The organism is Kitasatospora sp. NBC_00039 (assembly GCF_045160625.1).
Taxonomy (GTDB): domain Bacteria; phylum Actinomycetota; class Actinomycetes; order Streptomycetales; family Streptomycetaceae; genus Kitasatospora.
In genome coordinates, this window is record NZ_CP108289.1 from 414,434 (window position 1) to 431,016 (window position 16,583).

The window sequence follows — 16,583 nt, forward strand, 5'->3', positions numbered from 1 at the left end:
GCGCAGTTGTTTGCGCCACCGTACACCTGCTCCGGGATCCGGACGGCCATGACACCCTCGGCGGCAGGGGCGCATCCCCCGCATGGCCTCGCCCGTGAACGCACGGCCCGTTGGCGGGCTCGAGATGGGGCGGGCGCGCCCCCGGCGGCGGGACGCACGCCCAGCCACTTCAGGTGACGTGCGGCCAGATCGGATGGCTCCTCACGGTTGCCATGGGGCAGGGCCAGGCGCGATTGTCAGTGGCCACTGATTGCCTTGCGTATACGCTCCACTACGCAATGAACCCGGAGGATTCCATGCGCATCACCCGCTCCGCTCTCATCGCCGCCCTGCTGTGGGGACCGATCGAGCCGTTGCCCAGGTCATCCCGCTCGCCGTCACCGACCGGCAGCAACCGCAAGGACGTCACCCAACTGCTGCCCCTGCTCGCCGGCCGGCCGGGGCCACGACCACGGCAAGTCCCGGCGTCCGGTGCGGAAGCAGGGCATCAAGCCGGTGAGCACCCGCCGCGGTGTACCCCACGGTTCAGGCCTCGGGGTCCATGCCAGCCCATGGCGGCTTGTCCGACATCCAGCCCCGGGGCGGGGAAGCAACAGCGAACCTGAGGAAGGACGGTGCTCATCTGATGATCAACGAACTGCCGGACCGCGTGGACGTTCCGTTCTGGTTCGACCCACTGTGCCCCTGGGCGTGGATCACCTCGCGCTGGCTCCTGGAGGTCGAGCAGGTCCGGCCGGTACGCGCCGATTGGCGGATCATGTCGCTGGCCTACCTGAACCTCGACCAGCGCCAGGGCAAGGGACTCAGCGAGGACTACCGGGAGCTGATGACGAGGGCGTGGGGGCCGGTGCGGGTCTGCTCGGCGGCCGCCGAGCACGGTGGCCGCCGCGTCCTCGGACCGCTGTACACCGCGATCGGCACCCGGTTTCACCACCACCAACGTCGCGACGATCCGGCCGTCCTCCCCGAGGCCCTCGCGGAGGTGGGCCTGCCCGATTCGCTGGCCGCGGCCGCCATGAGCACGGACTTCGACCAGCTCATCAAGGACTCGCACCACGAGGCGTTCGACGAGGTCGGCCTCGATGTCGGAACGCCTGTCCTCCGCATCGGGGGCACGGTCCTGTTCGGCCCCGTGATCACGCCGGCACCCCGTGGCGAAGCGGCCGGACGGCTCTGGGACGGCTTGGTCATGGTTGCCGGCACGGACGGCTTCTTCGAGCTCAAGCGGACCCGGGATCGCAAGCCGTCGTTCGAGTGAGTGGTCACCCCGGGCTCGGCAGCCCGGCTGTCGAAGCGGCGGTCGGGGCTCCGCGTCCCGGTCACCTCCTTGTCGAACCCTGGAAGGCACCGATTCCGTGATTCCTCCCCGTCCCGCACCCCTGCCGTCTCTTCTCGGGGTCTTCGGCCCCCCGGACGACGAGTCCCTTCTGGCCGGCGGCGTCCTCGCGCAGCACGGCGCCGCAGGCGCCACCACCGCCGTCGTCACCGCCACCTGGGCGCCTGACAGTCACCGGGTCGGGCACCCGTCAGGCTGAGGAGGCTGACCGTCTGATCCGTCCCGGCGGACCGAGTGCCGCCCGGCGGGCGTACGTTCGGCGCCCGCCGGGCGAGTGGATCCCGGCCTGCCGGGTGGTCGCTACTCCAGCCACGCTCCCTCGCGCATGAGGACTCTGCCGCGCAGCTCCGGCTCACCACGCCAGGCCAGCACCGTCTTTGGCGCCACGCGTATGTACAGAAAAGGCCCTTCCTCCGTACGTGGGTCCCATCCGAACTTTCCGGCGAACGCGTCTGCGGCGTCCTCCGGAACTGCCCGGTCCGAGAAGCACTTTGCCTCTCCCTGCAGGAGCACCACATCGAAGGTGTCCGGCAGCGCCAGGCGCACGCGGGGCTCGATTCGCACGTTACGCGCAGTCGCGGAGGTCTCGCCGGTGCACATCCACACGGCCTGTCCGTCCCACCGGAACCACAGCGGCACTTGATGCGGGCCGTGATCCGGATGACCCGTCGACACCCATATGTCCCGTTCTTCAGCGAGCCGTCCAAGAGTGTCGCGCCGGCGCTCCGCCACATCGCGGCGAGCGATTCCCGTGGTCTTCATGATCGCCGATGCTATTCAGCGGTTCGGAAGCGCGCATGAGGCGTTGGTCCTACTCCCAGCGACCGACAAGCCACTCAGCCCGCCGCCCGGGGGTACGGGCTCGGGCTCTCATCGAAGTGCGACCAGTCGCAACGACGTTCGACCGTGCTGGTCGCTCCCTTCGCTGGGCCGCGAGATGGCTGGTCAGTGAGTTTCTCTCAACGAAATGATCTCGTGAGGTGACTCGGCCCAGGGAGGTCCCGCGAGCCGCGATCAGTCTGCGGCGTCCGGCGGTCGTACAGTCGAACCCGTTACCGAGGAGGACTTCTGATGCGCAGCGTGACGTATTCGATGAACGTCTCACTTGACGGCTACATCGTCGGGCCGGACGGCGACTTCGACTGGACGGCGCCCGACGAGGAGGTCTTTCGCTTCTGGATCGACGAGATTCGGGAGGTCGGCGTCCACCTGCTGGGACGACGGCTGTACGAGACGATGCTGTACTGGGAGACCGCCGACCAGGATCCATCGCTCGACGACTCGATGCGCGAGTGGACCTCGCCTGGAAGCCGCTCCCGAAGGTGGTGTTCTCGACCACGCTGTCGGCGGTGCAGGGCCATGCCCGCCTGGCCTCCGGCGGCGTGGCGGAGGAGATCGAGCGGTTGCGAGCCGAGCCGGGGCAGGGCGACATCGCGATCGGCGGCGCGACTCTCGCCGCCGAGGCGGCTGCGTCGGATCTCATCGACGAGTACCGGGCCATGGTCTACCCGGTGCTGGTTGGCGGTGGCATTCCGTTCTTTCCCCGGCGCGAGCGCCGGGTGGATCTCGAACTCGTCGAGACCCGCACCTTCAGCTCGAACGTCGTCTACCTCCGCCACCGCGTGGCGCGTTAGCCGGCTCGTCCGCCGAGCCCTCGGAAGAACGGGCCGGCCAGTGACATTTTCTCAGGGAAATGATCTGCGCGAGGAGCGGGATGCGGGCGACCGTGCCGAACCTCACCACCCGAACGACCTTGTACGAGAAAGTCACGGACCCCGCCGCCTCACTGAACGAGGTCTTCTCCCACACCATGGACCTGGAGAAGGGCTACGGCCGGAACCCGGTCGGCCAGCCGAAGACCTTCACCACCAAGGACTTGGTGGTCAAGTGTCAGCAGAACGTCAGCGACACCTTCCCCATGACGACCTGCTTCTGGGCAAACTACGGAGCGATCGGCGTCGTCGACCTCTTCCCGCCGGACGGCAAGCACGTACCGATCGACGAAGCCGCCGCACAGACGCACACGTTCGCCGTGGGCGCCCTCTCGGCCACCGGCACGTCCTGACCCCCTCGGAGGACCGCCAGGAGGTGCCCCGAGCGTGTCACCCAGGTACACCCGAGAGGAGATGAAGCGCAGGACGGCTCGACGGCCGTACCGCCGATCCGGAGACGAGCTCCGGGGGCTGTGCACCGGGTGAACTGGGCTTCTGCTATCACTGGCAGCCTGCGACCGGCACTCGAAATGGACCCGACCTGTGGACAACGGGAATCACGACGGCCTCGGCGACTACTGGGACCCGCTGCCCACCGCCCGGCGGCTGCTCATCGAGCATCCGTACCTGGACCAGTTCGACGGGCTCTGGGAGGAGCGGAACTGGCGCAATGTCCCGGGCCCGTTCTATGGCGCCCAGACCGACAGCATGCAGATGGGCCGCCACGACGCGCCGTTCCACCTCGCCTACGACGACGCGCACGGGCCGCTGGCCGGCATGGAGTTCGTGTACCGCCAGCCGGTCGGCCCCTCGCAGACCTTCGACCTGCTGAACGGCTGCTTCTTCGGCCACGGCGGCTTCGCGATGGACGGTGACGAGCACTGGAGCGTCCCGGCGGTGCGCGAGTGGTGGCAGGAGCGCGGGCGGGTGCGCGAGTGGGCCTTCGGGGTGTCCGACCGCTGGTCGCGCGTCCGCGGCGAGTACCGCGTGCATTTCCGGGACGCCGCCCAGGGCCTGCGCGACTGCGCCGCCTACCTCGACCACGGGCTGGAGGAGTACCTGCGCCGCTACCTCTTCTGGCTCGCCGAGCGGCGTCCGCGCCGCACCGGCGAGTCGCTGCCCCTGCTGGAGCGGCCCCGGAGCGGTACGACCGGACAGCCGGCCGCTGCCACGCCCGGCGGCGGGGTCTCGGCCGCCGCGGCGCCGGTGCCCGCACCGGGCACCGCGAAGCCGCTGCTCGCCGGCTACTTCGTGGCGGTCCCTGAGCGGATGACCGGCCCCGGGGCACCATCCGGCGCGGAGCGGCTGACCACGGCATCCGACTGCCTGATCGACCGGCTCCCGCAGGACGGCTGCTGGTTCGACACCGCCCAGGAGGCCCTGGAGGCGTGCGCGCCCCTCCGAGGACTCGAAGAAGCGTATGTGTACGCCATGCTGGTACCGGCCGACCACACCGCCGGCTTCGTCGCGGACATCCGCGCGGCCGCGACGTACGAGCCGGTGCTGCTCACCCACCTCGACGGCCGGGTCGGGAAAGAGGACGGCCATGGCGACCGCACAACCATCCCGCAGCTGGCCGAGGGCGGGCGCGAGATCGGTTGGGAGGTGCTCGGCTACGACTACGGCCTGCTGCACACCTGGCTCTGCAACGACCTGCACCAGGACGCCGTTCGCTCCCTGGGCGTGGTCACCGACGAGCGCGGCCTGCTCCCCTCCCGGGACGCCGCGGAACGCGTAGCCGCCTGGGCCAACACCCTCGGTGACACCAAGCCGGTCACCTGGTTCCCGGCCGCGCTGATCGAGTGGGACATCCCGGTCGAGAGCCGGTTCGTCCCGATCACGACGGGAGCTCCGCAACTCCCACCCCAACAGCCCTGGTGGGACCGACTCGTCCGGCGTGCCCGACCGACGTCCCGTGGTCCTGCGCGACAGGCTCCGTCGCCCACCGCTGTCCTTGGCCGGTCCACCTCCGAGGAGTTCGCGGGCCGCGCTGAGTCGTCGTAGCAAGGGTTCACACACCAGGACGCGCAGCGCTCTCCACCACCTCCTCCGCCGCCTCCGCCGCGGGGCGGGTGGCGACGGCGGACCGGTCGCCGGTGTCGGCAGCAGGTCTTCGGCGGCCCGCATGACGGCCTCCCGGCCCTCGGTTCACCGGCCCGGGTCGTCCGCGGCTGCCGTCACAGGCTCAGCAGCAGATCCCGGACCGCTGCAGGCTGGGACAGGAACGGGTGGTGGCCGGCGTCGAGCTCGACGACGCTGCCGGCCCGGCGGGCGAACTCGCGCTGCAGCCGCGGCGGGGTGCCCCGGTCCTGAGCGCAGACGAGGTACGTCGAGGGCAACTGCTGCCATGCGGCCGCCCCGACCGGCTGCACGGTCACCTGCACGCTCTGCCGGGCGAGGTGGTCCGCCGCCTGCGCCTGGACCTCGGAGTCGCAGTCCTGAAGGAACGTCTCCACGAGCAGCTCGGGGCGGACCCCGAACGTACCGGCGTCGGGGTCGACGCCGAGGAACGGGGCGGGGCTGCCGTCCCCGAACTCCGACAGGCTCTGCCCGACCTCGGGCAGGTAGCTGGAGATCAGCAGCAGGTGGCGCACCGACCCGACTCCCGCAGCAGCCTCCGCGGTCACGACACCGCCGTAGCTGTGGGCCACCACGACGGTCGGTTCGTCGCCGGCCTGCAGCACCTGCCGCACGGCGGCAACATCCTCGGGCAGCCCCGGGCCGGCGACCCCGCCGGGCAGGCCCGCCTCACCGCAGCTCGGCAGCGCCGGGGCCACGCTCGACACCCCCCGCTCCTGCAGCAGCTCGGCGGTGCGGTGCCACCACCACGACCCGTCTTGCACGCACGCACCGTGCACGAACACGACTCGCATCGCCACCTCCACGTCGGCCCCGACTGCCCCTGCCGACTATGCACCCTCGGCCCGCTCACCCCCAACCGACGAAAAGCCCCCGAATCTGTACGCCGCGCGGCCTCGGGGCATCTGCCGTGTCGTGGTGGGCTCGTAGGTGCGGCGGCCACGACTGTGCAACGCGCACGACATGACGCTCCCGAAGAGGCATGGTGCGGCCTCGTCGACCACCAGGACGTCCGGATGCCACAGGTCACTCACAGCACGCCCCAAGGCTGTCGGAGAGGAGCGCCCACACAGCGCCACCACACGAGCCGAGTGACTCAGGATTCGCCGCCACAGGGAAATCAGTAGCTGTCCGGTCCCAGCTCCACATACGTTCGCCCGCATGGCCGACGACTGCTTCGCGTATCCGCGGCTCGCCGCGATCTACGATCCGCTCGACCCCGACCGCAGCGATCTTGATGCATACCTCCGGATCGCAGAGGAGTTCGGGGCACGCCGCGTGCTGGACATCGGCTGCGGCACAGGGGTGTTCGCACTTCTGCTGGCCGACCGCGGGATCGAGGTCGTCGGGGTGGATCCCGCACTGGCGTCCATCGAGGTCGCCAAGGCCAAGCCGGGCAGTGAGCGAGCACGCTGGATCCACGGCGATGCGACAGGCCTCCCGCCGCTGCAGGTCGACCTCGCGACGATGACAGCGAACGTTGCCCAGGCGATCGTTGATCCGCAAGCGTGGCAGAGGACGCTACGGGGAGCCTACGAAGCACTACGGCCTGGCGGGCATCTGGTCTTCGAGACCCGCGATCCGGCCGGACAGGCCTGGAAGGAGTGGACCCGCGAGAACTCCTACCGCGTGACGGACATCCCAGGCGTCGGCTCCGTCGAGAGCTGGGTCCAGCTGCTCGAGGTGAGCCGGCCCCTGGTGACGTTCCGCTGGACCTACGGGTTCGCGGCAGACGGGCAGGTGCTGACGTCGGACTCGACCCTGCGTTTCCGAGGCCGGGAGGAGGTCGAGCGGGACCTGGTCACGCACGGCTTCGTGATCGAGGAAGTTCGCGATGCGCCCGACCGGCCAGGAGGTGAGTTCGTCTTCCTGGCACAACGTCCGTTGTCAGCGGACGTGGCAGACGGCCCTGATCAGCGTTCCGGGATCGCCTACAGTAGCGTGATCGGCTCACGAGCTGGAACGGCCCGGGGATCACTCTGCTGGTCCCGATCGATGCCGCCGTCCCTCCGGGGTGAAGGTGAAGCTCGTGGCGAACGGACCATCACCCCGGCGTCCCGCCGGAAGCAGTGGTTGTTCACGAGCCGGCGGCCAGGAGGGCCCAGCGCCCGAGTGGGCGCCGTGCCCTGGGGTGGGAGAACAGCATTTCCGTATCGGATGTGCCTGTCGAAGGCGATCCGAAGGGGTGGTCGTAGACAGGCCGGAAGGTGAAGGTGTTCCGGGTGCCGGAGGACCGTGCCCGTGCAGAGGGCCGGCCGAGGTTGCCGGCCGGCTGGGTGGCCTCGGGGTGTGCGAAGCGGCGAGCGGCATCCACCGGGGAGAGTGGTCGGCTTCCGCCGCGGGCCGGCCCCGGTGTGCCGGGTGGATCACGTAGAGTCGACCAATGGCGAAGTACTTCGACGTGCACCCGCAGACCCCCCAGGCCCGCACCATCGGCACCGTGGCCGACAGCCTCCGCTCCGGGGCCCTCATCGCATACCCGACCGACTCCTGCTTCGCCCTGGGCTGCCGTATGGGCAACCATGAGGGCGTCGAACGGATCCGGTCGATCCGGCGTCTCGACGACCGCCACCACTTCACCCTGATGTGCGAGAACTTCGCCCAGCTGGGGCAGTTCGTCCACATCGACAACGCCGTCTTCCGCGCCGTCAAGGCGGCGACGCCGGGCAGCTACACCTTCATCCTCCCCGCCACCAAGGAGGTCCCGCGCCGTCTGATGCACCCGAAGAAGAAGACGGTGGGGGTCAGGATCCCCGACCACGTCGTCACGCGGGCCCTGCTCGCCGAACTCGGTGAGCCCCTCGTGTCCAGCACCCTGCTCCTCCCCGGCGAGGACGAGCCGATGACCCAGGGGTGGGAGATCAAGGAGCGGCTCGACCACGTGCTGGACGCCGTGGTGGATTCCGGCGACTGTGGTACGGACCCGACGACGGTCGTCGACTTCTCCGGCGGCGCAGCCGAGATCGTCCGACGCGGGGCCGGCGACCCCACGCGCTTCGAGTGACGACACAACTCACGGTTCGGCCGGCGACAGGCCCAGGGCCGAGGGCCTGCGCCGGGAGGAAGTGGCCCTGCCGGCCTCGGTCGGCCCGACTGCTCCACTCGCCTGGAGCAGGGTCACCGCCAGGCGTCTGCCGCGGGCCGGCCGGCGGACCGCACGGAGGTGTCCAGCCGGCGTCGCAGCGTCGGCTCGTCTGGCTGACGATCACTCAAGTGGGCGGAGGTGCGGGCACTGTGATCGGCACAGTGCTGTCCGGGGCGTTGCAGTCCGGTGACACGGAAGGCTCTATTCCGTCGATTGTTCGCACTAGGTTCGATCGTGCACGCCGCCGCATTGCCCCGCGGTTCCTGCACGAGAGGGGACGGGCAATGTGCGAGACCTCACCCGTACCTCGCTCAGGAGAACCTTCATGTTCCCGTCGACGACCCGTCGCGCGACCACCGTCCGCACGCTGGCCCGCACCGCCCTGGCAGCCGCTCTGATCGTCCCCGCCGCGACAGCCTGCAGCTCCGCCTCCGATGCGAAGGGCACCACCGCGGCCACCGCAGCCGCCACGCCCACCACACAGGGCACCACCGCACCGGCCGCCGCGACACCCGTCACGCCCACCACGCCCGTCTCTCCTGCCGCACAGGGCAGCGCCGCTCCAGCCACCGCGCCCGGCGCCACCGCACCGGCTGCCCCGCCCGCTTCGCCCGCCCCGCCCCGGGCCACGCCACCCGCCACCTCGGCCAAGGCGAAGTCCCCGGTCCACACCCAGCCCCTGGTGGACGGCAGCACGGCCGAGGTGCAGGAAGTCGGGGCCCAGCACTACGTCGCCAAGATCGTCCACAGCGGTGACGTCCTCGCCACGCTGGAGACGAACGGATCCGACGCCGGGCTGGACGCCAACGACATGTTCGTCGTGCTCTCGCTGGACGGCCAGGTCCACTCCTGGATGGGCGGCGGGCACCAGGGACCGGGCACGTTCAAGCTCGCGGGCGGCTGGACGGCCAAGGTCACGAAGATCGGCGAGCTCCGGTACCGCGCGCAGATCCTCGGCACCGACAACGCCGTGAACGGCACGCTGGAGTCGAACCAGCAGGACGCCGGAGGCGTCGCCAACGGCGTCTACATGGTGCTCACCGCCGGCGGCGAGATCAGCGCCCACATGTGACCGAGCACTACCAGGGCGCTTCCTTCGGATCGTCTGCACCGGCTCGCGGCAGCCGGCAGCCGGCGTCCGGCGGGAAATCTTCCGGTTTACACAGCCTCAAGTGACGGTGGTCCATCGGCTGACGCCGAAGAATCTCCTGCCTTCGTCCGCTAGGCTGCTACGCCGCGCCGCCCTGGCGTGTTGGGTCGCCGGGTTCTCCGGGCAGCCGGGATTGCGGGCCCCAGCCGTCCGGCCGTCCGGCCGTCCGGCACCGGTCTACCGGGCAGACGCGGTGCTCCGTCCGCCCCACGACCTGCCTGCACACCGGTCCCACGCGCAGTGGACGGGTAAGCATGCCAGCTGAACGACTTGACGCGGAGTCTCCCGTTCGTGCGTGAAGGCTGGATCGAGGTCCAGCACTACGCTGACGCTCCGAGTGACGCCTTCACGGTGCTCCCGCTCGACGGCCTCCGCTCCGCCTTGCCGACCCCGATATCCGGAGCGAAGGGGACGACCGGGGCATCGGTGTCGGCCGCACCTTCACCCACTCTGGACTGGCCGTGTGGCGCGGTGGATGGAGCCGTGCATGGGGCAAGACCACGGCAGGAACGGTCGGCGCCCTCGCGGTCAAGGAGGCGCCGCTGGTGCTGTGCGCCGGCTTCGTGGTGGCGGAGGCGACGGCTCAGCTCTTGCGGACGCGCAGGAGTGACAGTGTCACGTTCATGGTCACGGGCGAGGACGGGCAGGCCGACGAAGATCTGGCGTGTGCTCAATACGTCGCCCGGAGGGCCACCGGGGCCGGGACGGACGCTGCCGAGTTCCTGCGCCGCGCTGCCGAGTCGCGCGCCGCCGAACTGGAGGAGGGGGTGCGTCAAGGAGTCCATCCCGACGACGTCGCGCTCTGTCTTGAGCTCGACCGGTTCCCCCTTTGCCATGGTGGCGACCTTGGAAGGCTCGCTCATGGTCCTGCGTCCGTGCGCCATTCCTTCGCTGACCGACGACGCCCCGATCTGATCGCCGGCGAGGCGCGACCCCCACCGTGCGAGGAACTGAGCCGTGTTCGCCCCGAAGGTGCGTCACCGCCCGCCTGGCACACCACGGTGGCGGTGCTGTGGGACGCGCCAGGCAGTGCAGTACGGACGCGGCAGGAGCACGGCGGGCCGGCGCCGACGGGGGTCCGCTTGGACACCTCCCCGCCATGACACCGGTTCGCCGCCGTGACGTTCCTCCGGGGCCGGGAGCCCGTCCCGGCGCCCGCCTCCCGAGGCCGGCGTCAGTAGACCAGGATGTCCCAGTGACTGCCCTCGTTGCAGTACAGGTTGCCCGAGGCGGCCTTCCACTGCGGGTAGCCGTCACCCCGGAGGCCGATGTAGGTGAAGCTGTTCTGGATGTAGCCGTCGATGCAGGAATTGCGGGAGATGTCGACCTTGTACCCGTTGTAGTGGCTGTAGGTTCCGGAGGCGTGGCCCACCTCGGTGCCGCCCGTGATGTTGATGGCGCAGCCGCTGGACTGCTTGAGGGTGATGATCGTGCTCACCGTGCCGGAGTTGATCTGCTCGAACGAGGTGCAGGTGGAGTTGGATCGGGTGGTGCAGCCACCGCTCGAACTCCAGGTGATGCCGGCACTCCTGAACTGGCCGGCGGCCGTCGACTGCGACAACTTGGTACCACTGGCGCCGGCCGTGGGCGCCGAGAGGGCGAGCCCGGCCAGGGCCAGGGCGACGACGGCGGCTGCGGTACGGGGCTTCATCTGCTCTCCCGGTGAAGTGGTTGACCTCGGACTGGGGCACCCCCGCTCGTCGTCGGCCGCGCCCGGCCTCGGCCTGCCGGGCGGGCAGTCGAGCGCGGGGCGGGCGGGGGCCGACCAGACAGGGGGTCGTGCAAAGTGCCGTGCGGCAGTGCGGTGATGCGGTGTCGCGGCAGTGCTTCGGCGCGGGGGAAACGCATGATCCGCCCGGCCCCGATCGTGTTCGCAGGGCGGCCGGGGCGCCGGTGTGAGTGTGGGGAACCGTGCGGGAGCGGTACGACACCAGGATGGACCGACGATGTCTATGCGAGTAGACCCCTGCCCGTGAATTTCGCGTGGCGGCCACGTATCCGAAAAGCGCAGACGCCGCCGGCGTCCGTCCGGCCTGTGGCACCCTTCGGGCGATCGGGGAGCGCATCCTGCTCCCGCTCGGCCTCGACCAGACCCGGGTGGATGGGCACCTCGCCCACCCTCCCCCGGCCGCACGCCCAGGCTCCGTAGGGGCCGCCGGCGGCAACGGTCGGTGGCGGGGCTCTCGTCATCGAGGCGGTCCCTGGTGGGCGCCGGCGCTATCGTGATCCCGTGACCGGATCTGTGCAGCGTCCACTGCTGTTCCTCGACGTCGACGGACCCCTCATCCCGTTCGGTGCGGCGTCCCGGCAGTATCCGACCTATGACGCAGGCCCTGAACCTCGTGGCGCCGACGCGAATCCGCTCCTGAGCAGGATCGATCCCGCGCACGGGCTCCGGCTGGCCGCGCTCCCGTGCGAGGTGGTCTGGGCCACGACATGGATGGCTGACGCGAACGAGTGCATCGCTCCCCGCATCGGTCTGCCGCAGCTGGCGGTGGTGGTCTGGCCGGAGCCGTCCGACAACGACGACCAGGACGAGCGGAACGGACTGCACTGGAAGACGCGCGCCCTCGTCGAATGGGCGGCGGGACGCCCGTTCGCCTGGGTCGACGACGAGGTCACCGACACCGATCGGGCCTGGGTTGCCGCCCAGCACCCGGGACGCACCATGCTCCATCGCGTCGATCCCCGCCGTGGTCTGACCGCCGGCGATTACGCGGCTCTCGACGCGTGGCTGCGACAGCTGGTCTGAACACGGCCGAGGCAGCGGGAGACTGAGGCGACGTGAAGAGACCGCCGGGGGCCGTTGAGGCTACCGCCCGGCCCCCGTTCTGACGCACGTTCTGACGCACGTTCTGACGCACGTTCCGCTGTGCTGGATGCGGCGTGGCCGCGTGGGAGGGAACGCCCGTCAGGGCTTCTGCCCACGGGGGACGACGAAGTCGGTCAGCACGGCGGAGCCTGCGTCGGCCTGCGTCCACGGTCCGCTCAACGTCAGCAGTGCGAGCCCGGAGGTCGGGAACTTCGACGCCATCCGCTCGCGCGCGTCGCCGAGTGCGTCTCCGGCCAGGGCCAGTGGCAGCTCCTGCACCCCGGGGAAGTGACCGACCAGCAGCAGGGAGCGGACGTGGTCCGGCGCCTCGTGCACCACGGCGAGCAGGACGGAGGCACTCGCGCCGTACAGGCGCTCGTCGTAGGTCACCGCCGGTGCGGTGCTCAGTTCACCCGCGACCAGTTCCCAGGTCTGGCGGGTCCGGCGGGCCGGGGAGCACACGACGGCGTCCGGCAGGCACCCGGCCGCCTGCAGCCACCGGCCGGCCACCGGGGCGTCGCGCAGCCCCCGTGGGCCCAGCGGCCGGTCGCGGTCGGCCACGTCGTCGGGCCAGGCGGACTTGGCGTGCCGCAGCACCATCAGACGTCGGGAGACTTCCATCCTCATACCGCCCAGCCTGTCAGCCCGGCCGGAAAAGCGCATCGGCTGCACCGGCCCGCCCGCGCAGCACCACCAGGGCCTGCAGTGCGCTCCGCCACGCTCGCGCGGCAGCATGGCGGCGCTCGCGACGCGCCGATCGACACCCCAACGACCGGCGCCACGCACTGCCACCCAGCCGGGCCCGCGGCGGGCATCGCGGCGGCATCGCTGAGGGTGTCCCGCCGGGAGGTGGCCGGCGGAACGCCCTCGTCGAACCGTCCGCGTCTCGTCAGCGACCTGCGGTAGCCAGGTCGCCGTGGTGAGCGGGCCGGGCGTAACGCCGCAGGCGGTGGAGGGTGAAGCGGTCGAACAGCACCGGGGTCGGGCCGGGTTCGCCGTCGTGGCCGCGGGCGTGTGGTAGGAGCTGACGGTGATCGTGGTGCGGCGGCCGATCAAGGACCCCGGGTCGACGTCGAGGACCGCGACGCCGTAGGGGAAGGCGGTGTCGGGGTCGCGGACCGCCGACCAGGTGGCCTTCTCCTTCGCGTCCGCGTCCGCCTTGAACGTCAGCCGCTGGGTGCGGACGAAGGCGTCCGGCACGCCCGTACCGGCGGGGTCGGTGAGGTAGGTGTCGTCGTTCGAGGCGGTACCGCCGCCGCCCGGGATCAGGTGGACGGTGCCCTGGGAGGTGTCGAGGCCGTGGATCTCGTCGCTGACCACGCTCGGGCGCAGCAGGCTGCCGAGGTCGGTGCCGCGCACGGCGTAGGTGCGCTCGTAGTCGTGGTCGTGGCCGCAGAGCACCGGGTCGACCTGGTAGCGGTCGAAGACCGGCAGGAGCTGCTCGCGGATACCCGTGTCGCCGCCGTGGCCACCCTTCGCGGTGCCCAGGCGCAACCGGGGACGGCTCACCGACGCCGCGGTCGCCCAGGACACCGCCATCTCGCGCGAGGGATCGTTGCCGAAGCTCAGGTGCAACGACGACCCGGCATCGGACGGAACAGACACCCTGCGAAGGGGGGTCTCGATCCTGGACCGGACCGCCAGGTGTCCGCCCCGCCGGAGAACCCCACCGTCGACGCCCGAGAGCACCGGGCGCGCACCGCCCTCGCGGACGACTGCCCCGACGACGACGTCGCGGTGAGGCTCTCCCGCTGACGCCGGGCGGTCCCCGGCCCCAGGCGAGGCTGGAGGGCTAGTCGGTGACGACGTTGACGGCGGGATAGATCTTCGGTGGCACCTCGGCCATCCCGACTTCCCTGAGCACGGGCATGAGGTGCTCGGCGAACCGCTGGAACGCCTCCTCCGACTCCCAGGCGTCGACGACGAGCCACCCGTCGGCCGTCGGGCCGGCCACGTGGGACAGCAGCCCCGGCGCGGGCCAGTCACCCCGTGACCTCAGAGCACCTTTGCCGCCGCTCAGCCTGTTCGTGACCTGCTCGTACTGCTCCCGGGTCCCACCCGGCGTCTCGTGCACGATGATGATCGCCATCGGGCGACACCTCCTCGATTCGACTTCCCACAGTCCACGTCCCCCAGGAGGAAACCGCCCACCGAGTGAGCCGAATGCCGCACGCACCACGCCGACGGCAGGACCGCCGGGCCGACCCGTCCCCGACGGTCGACGGAGCAGGCGCGGTGGAAGCGGGGGTGAAAGAACCAGCGGCTTCGGTGCACCAGGCGCCGCAGGTGTTCGGGCAGGCGACGCTCATGGCCGCCATCCGGTGCAGCAGTCGGCCACGCAGCCGGCCGGTGCGGGGCCTCGCCCGGGTCCGCACCGGCCGGCTGCGTCTCAGTCCTTGGTGAAGGTGAAGGTGACCTGGGCGCTGTTGCCCGAGCCGCCGCTGTAGACGCAGGAGTAGCCGCTCGGCACCGTGCAGGTGTAGGAGTTGGCACCGGAGTAGGGGTTGTTCCAGGTCAGGTGAACCTGCCCGCCTTCATTGATGTTGTAGGTGACCTCCCCCTCCGTACCGGTCATGAAGCCGCACGACTCGCTGGCGAACATCACCGCGCCACGGGAGTTGACCCAGCTCTGGGGAGTCCGGTTGTCCATCCAGCATCCGTGCAGGAGGCGGTTGCCGGCCAGGGCCAACGGCTTGGTGGTCTTGTTGAACACCGTGACCCAGGTACTGCGAGCCGCCTCATCGGCGGCAGGCACCGCGGCGGCAGCAGTGACCGGCACCGCGGCGGCTGCGACCGGCACCGCGGCGGGACGGGCCTGGGCGGGAGCGGCAGTCAGCACGAGGGCGCCGCATGCGATCGCGCTGGCGGCGAGAGTCCGGATCTTCTGCACGAGGTGTTCCTGACGGGTGGGGAGGAGCCCGAACGCGGGCCTGTCCCCACCACCCTTCGGCCTGTACTGACGGTCAGTCAACTGATCATGGACCGGGAGGTTCGAATGCGGACGACGACTGCCCGAAAGGGCCATCGGCCGAGGAGCTCAGGCCAGAACCGCCAGCGGGACGGGGTGGTCCGGCGGCCGCGGCGGGGGCGCCGGCCCCGCCGCGGCCGCACCAGCGGTGCCGGCGGCCGGGCACGGCCGATCTCCCCCGGTGTCCGGCGGCCGGACGCCGGCGCCCACGCGTGGTGCGCAGGCCATCGCCGGCCAAGGAGAACGGGCTCCAAGGGCTGTCCCGTTATCGGGAGGCGTGCGGGGCGGTCCGTTGGTAGATGGTCCCTCCGGGGGTGAACCAGCCCGCCTTCTTCCGGACGGCCGGGCTCGGGTCGTGGGCGTGGGACTCCTCCACGGCCGCGAGGGCCCGGGCGTCGCTGTGGACGAACTTGCCGACGAGCTCGACGGCCCTCTGCCGGACCTGCGGGTCGGGGTCGGAGGCCAGGTGCAGCAACGCGGGTTCGAGGACCCGGTCCGCGCCCGGTGTGCACGTGTCACCCTTGCACCGGTCGCAGGCCAGGGCGTGGAACGCGGCGATCCTGACCCGGGCGTCGGGATCGTCGGCCATGGCGATGAGCTGACCCATCGACTCGGTGTCGACCAGGTGGTCCAGGAGTCGGCAGCAGCCCTCGCGGACGGCGGCGCTCTCGTGGGACAGGCCGGCGCGGATGGCACCCAGCGCGTCCTCCTTGCGCCGCAGCAGCTCCCAGTAGGCCGCCACGGCGCGGTGCGGGTCGCCCAAGCACGAGACGAGGGCTTCGTTGTCGGTCCTGACGAATCCGAGCATGGCCCCAGTCTCGCGCCGTGCGGCAACGCCCGGCAAAGGAATTTCGCCCCGGTCGAGGAGAGCGAGGGCCGTGCGCCCGAAGGCCGATCGCGGGAGGCCTTCAGCTGTTCAGGTGGCGTCCGGTCGTCAGGAACGCCTGGACGAGGGGCACTTGTGGAACGGCCGGGGAGACGACCCGGGAGGCGTAGTGGACGACGCCCAGGTCCCGTGCGGGCGAGATGAAGAGCCGCTGGCCGTGGATGCCGCTCGCCATGATGGAGCCGTAGGGGTCGTTGGGAATCCACCGCAGGTCGTGGTACGAGAGGGTGGCCGGCGCGTCGGCGGGTGCGGCGGGGAACCGGACGCGGCGGGGATAGCCGTCGGGGACGGCCGACGCGATGGTGGAGGCGACGGCCTCGGGGACGATCTGGCGGTCGCCGACGGCACCGCCGCACCGGATCATCTCGCCGAGTCTGGCCACGTCGCGCTCGGTGGCGCTGAACCCGCCGCAGGCGGCCTCGGTCCCCTCGGCGTCGAGGATGTAGTACGCGTCCTCCTCCGCCCGATCCCGGTCCAGATCGTGTCCGACAGGTGCGCCGACGTGGTGGTGCCGGTGACGCGGCGCAGGACCTCGGCAAGGGCCTAGGCGAAGGG

At 70.9% G+C, this 16,583-nt stretch carries 14 protein-coding genes and 4 pseudogenes; 10 read left to right on the top strand and 8 right to left on the bottom strand.

What is annotated here, in order from left to right:
• The first annotated feature begins 625 nt into the window (after positions 1 to 625).
• Positions 626 to 1,258, top strand: coding sequence for a disulfide bond formation protein DsbA (locus OG286_RS02235; RefSeq protein WP_405363352.1), 633 nt, complete (start codon positions 626 to 628; stop codon positions 1,256 to 1,258).
• 100 nt (positions 1,259 to 1,358) lie between these two features.
• A pseudogene (locus OG286_RS02240) lies at positions 1,359 to 1,514 on the top strand (GlcNAc-PI de-N-acetylase); the annotation flags it as partial.
• 122 nt (positions 1,515 to 1,636) lie between these two features.
• Here the strand turns inward: OG286_RS02240 and OG286_RS02245 are convergent.
• Complete coding sequence (locus OG286_RS02245; protein WP_396320313.1) at positions 1,637 to 2,098, bottom strand: pyridoxamine 5'-phosphate oxidase family protein; 462 nt, start codon at positions 2,096 to 2,098, stop codon at positions 1,637 to 1,639.
• A gap of 309 nt (positions 2,099 to 2,407) precedes the next feature.
• On the opposite strand from OG286_RS02245, the pseudogene OG286_RS02250 reads away from it, so the two are divergent.
• From OG286_RS02250 to OG286_RS02260, 3 genes and pseudogenes are all read left to right on the top strand, one after another.
• Positions 2,408 to 2,970: pseudogene (locus OG286_RS02250) on the top strand (dihydrofolate reductase family protein).
• Between the two features lie 80 nt (positions 2,971 to 3,050).
• Entirely contained in the window at positions 3,051 to 3,401 is a 351-nt protein-coding gene (locus tag OG286_RS02255; protein ID WP_396320315.1) for a hypothetical protein, read from the top strand.
• Positions 3,402 to 3,591: 190 nt separating this feature from the next.
• Positions 3,592 to 5,052 (top strand): hypothetical protein, encoded by a 1,461-nt coding sequence (locus OG286_RS02260; protein ID WP_405363350.1) that lies wholly within the window; start codon positions 3,592 to 3,594, stop codon positions 5,050 to 5,052.
• Positions 5,053 to 5,225: 173 nt separating this feature from the next.
• On the opposite strand, the gene OG286_RS02265 is transcribed toward OG286_RS02260, so the two are convergent.
• Positions 5,226 to 5,921 (bottom strand): alpha/beta fold hydrolase, encoded by a 696-nt coding sequence (locus OG286_RS02265; RefSeq protein ID WP_405363348.1) that lies wholly within the window; start codon positions 5,919 to 5,921, stop codon positions 5,226 to 5,228.
• 367 nt (positions 5,922 to 6,288) lie between these two features.
• Here OG286_RS02265 and OG286_RS02270 point away from each other — a divergent pair.
• From OG286_RS02270 to OG286_RS02285, 4 genes and pseudogenes are all read left to right on the top strand, one after another.
• Positions 6,289 to 7,011 (top strand): annotated as a pseudogene (locus tag OG286_RS02270) (class I SAM-dependent methyltransferase); the annotation flags it as partial.
• A 499-nt stretch (positions 7,012 to 7,510) separates the two neighbouring features.
• On the top strand, positions 7,511 to 8,131 hold the full coding sequence (locus OG286_RS02275) for an L-threonylcarbamoyladenylate synthase (RefSeq protein ID WP_396320318.1): 621 nt from the start codon (positions 7,511 to 7,513) through the stop codon (positions 8,129 to 8,131).
• 406 nt (positions 8,132 to 8,537) lie between these two features.
• Entirely contained in the window at positions 8,538 to 9,284 is a 747-nt protein-coding gene (locus OG286_RS02280; RefSeq protein WP_396320319.1) for a hypothetical protein, read from the top strand.
• Between the two features lie 572 nt (positions 9,285 to 9,856).
• Positions 9,857 to 10,277, top strand: a pseudogene (locus OG286_RS02285) (2-phosphosulfolactate phosphatase); the annotation flags it as partial.
• A gap of 259 nt (positions 10,278 to 10,536) precedes the next feature.
• Here OG286_RS02285 and OG286_RS02290 read toward each other — a convergent pair.
• Positions 10,537 to 11,013, bottom strand: a complete 477-nt coding sequence (locus OG286_RS02290; protein WP_396320320.1) for a hypothetical protein — start codon at positions 11,011 to 11,013, stop codon at positions 10,537 to 10,539.
• Between the two features lie 579 nt (positions 11,014 to 11,592).
• Between OG286_RS02290 and OG286_RS02295 the strand changes: the two genes are divergently transcribed.
• The gene (locus tag OG286_RS02295) at positions 11,593 to 12,114 is read left to right on the top strand and encodes an HAD domain-containing protein (protein ID WP_396320321.1); all 522 of its coding nucleotides are present in this window, start codon (positions 11,593 to 11,595) and stop codon (positions 12,112 to 12,114) included.
• A 159-nt stretch (positions 12,115 to 12,273) separates the two neighbouring features.
• Here OG286_RS02295 and OG286_RS02300 read toward each other — a convergent pair whose 3' ends face one another.
• The 5 genes from OG286_RS02300 to OG286_RS02320 all read right to left on the bottom strand — a co-directional run bounded on the left by OG286_RS02300 (position 12,274) and on the right by OG286_RS02320 (position 16,410).
• On the bottom strand, positions 12,274 to 13,779 hold the full coding sequence (locus OG286_RS02300; RefSeq protein ID WP_396320322.1) for a histidine phosphatase family protein: 1,506 nt from the start codon (positions 13,777 to 13,779) through the stop codon (positions 12,274 to 12,276).
• A 187-nt stretch (positions 13,780 to 13,966) separates the two neighbouring features.
• Entirely contained in the window at positions 13,967 to 14,263 is a 297-nt protein-coding gene (locus OG286_RS02305; protein ID WP_396320323.1) for a hypothetical protein, read from the bottom strand.
• Positions 14,264 to 14,563: 300 nt separating this feature from the next.
• A complete protein-coding gene (locus OG286_RS02310) occupies positions 14,564 to 15,064 on the bottom strand; it encodes a hypothetical protein (protein ID WP_396320324.1) in 501 nt (166 codons plus the stop codon).
• A gap of 343 nt (positions 15,065 to 15,407) precedes the next feature.
• Positions 15,408 to 15,950: a HEAT repeat domain-containing protein gene (locus OG286_RS02315; protein WP_396320325.1), complete on the bottom strand. Its 543-nt coding sequence runs from the start codon at positions 15,948 to 15,950 to the stop codon at positions 15,408 to 15,410.
• 100 nt (positions 15,951 to 16,050) lie between these two features.
• Positions 16,051 to 16,410, bottom strand: a complete 360-nt coding sequence (locus tag OG286_RS02320; protein WP_396320326.1) for a hypothetical protein — start codon at positions 16,408 to 16,410, stop codon at positions 16,051 to 16,053.
• Positions 16,411 to 16,583 lie beyond the last annotated feature (173 nt).

Bases quoted from the DNA above. Each gene is read 5' to 3' on its own strand.
- OG286_RS02290 (WP_396320320.1), bottom strand. From the start codon at position 11,013: ATGAAGCCCCGTACCGCAGCCGCCGTCGTCGCCCTGGCCCTGGCCGGG.
- OG286_RS02245 (WP_396320313.1), bottom strand. From the start codon at position 2,098: ATGAAGACCACGGGAATCGCTCGCCGCGATGTGGCGGAGCGCCGGCGC.
- OG286_RS02265 (WP_405363348.1), bottom strand. From the start codon at position 5,921: ATGCGAGTCGTGTTCGTGCACGGTGCGTGCGTGCAAGACGGGTCGTGG.
- OG286_RS02255 (WP_396320315.1), top strand. From the start codon at position 3,051: ATGCGGGCGACCGTGCCGAACCTCACCACCCGAACGACCTTGTACGAG.
- OG286_RS02280 (WP_396320319.1), top strand. From the start codon at position 8,538: ATGTTCCCGTCGACGACCCGTCGCGCGACCACCGTCCGCACGCTGGCC.
- OG286_RS02315 (WP_396320325.1), bottom strand. From the start codon at position 15,950: ATGCTCGGATTCGTCAGGACCGACAACGAAGCCCTCGTCTCGTGCTTG.
- OG286_RS02305 (WP_396320323.1), bottom strand. From the start codon at position 14,263: ATGGCGATCATCATCGTGCACGAGACGCCGGGTGGGACCCGGGAGCAG.
- OG286_RS02275 (WP_396320318.1), top strand. From the start codon at position 7,511: ATGGCGAAGTACTTCGACGTGCACCCGCAGACCCCCCAGGCCCGCACC.
- OG286_RS02235 (WP_405363352.1), top strand. From the start codon at position 626: ATGATCAACGAACTGCCGGACCGCGTGGACGTTCCGTTCTGGTTCGAC.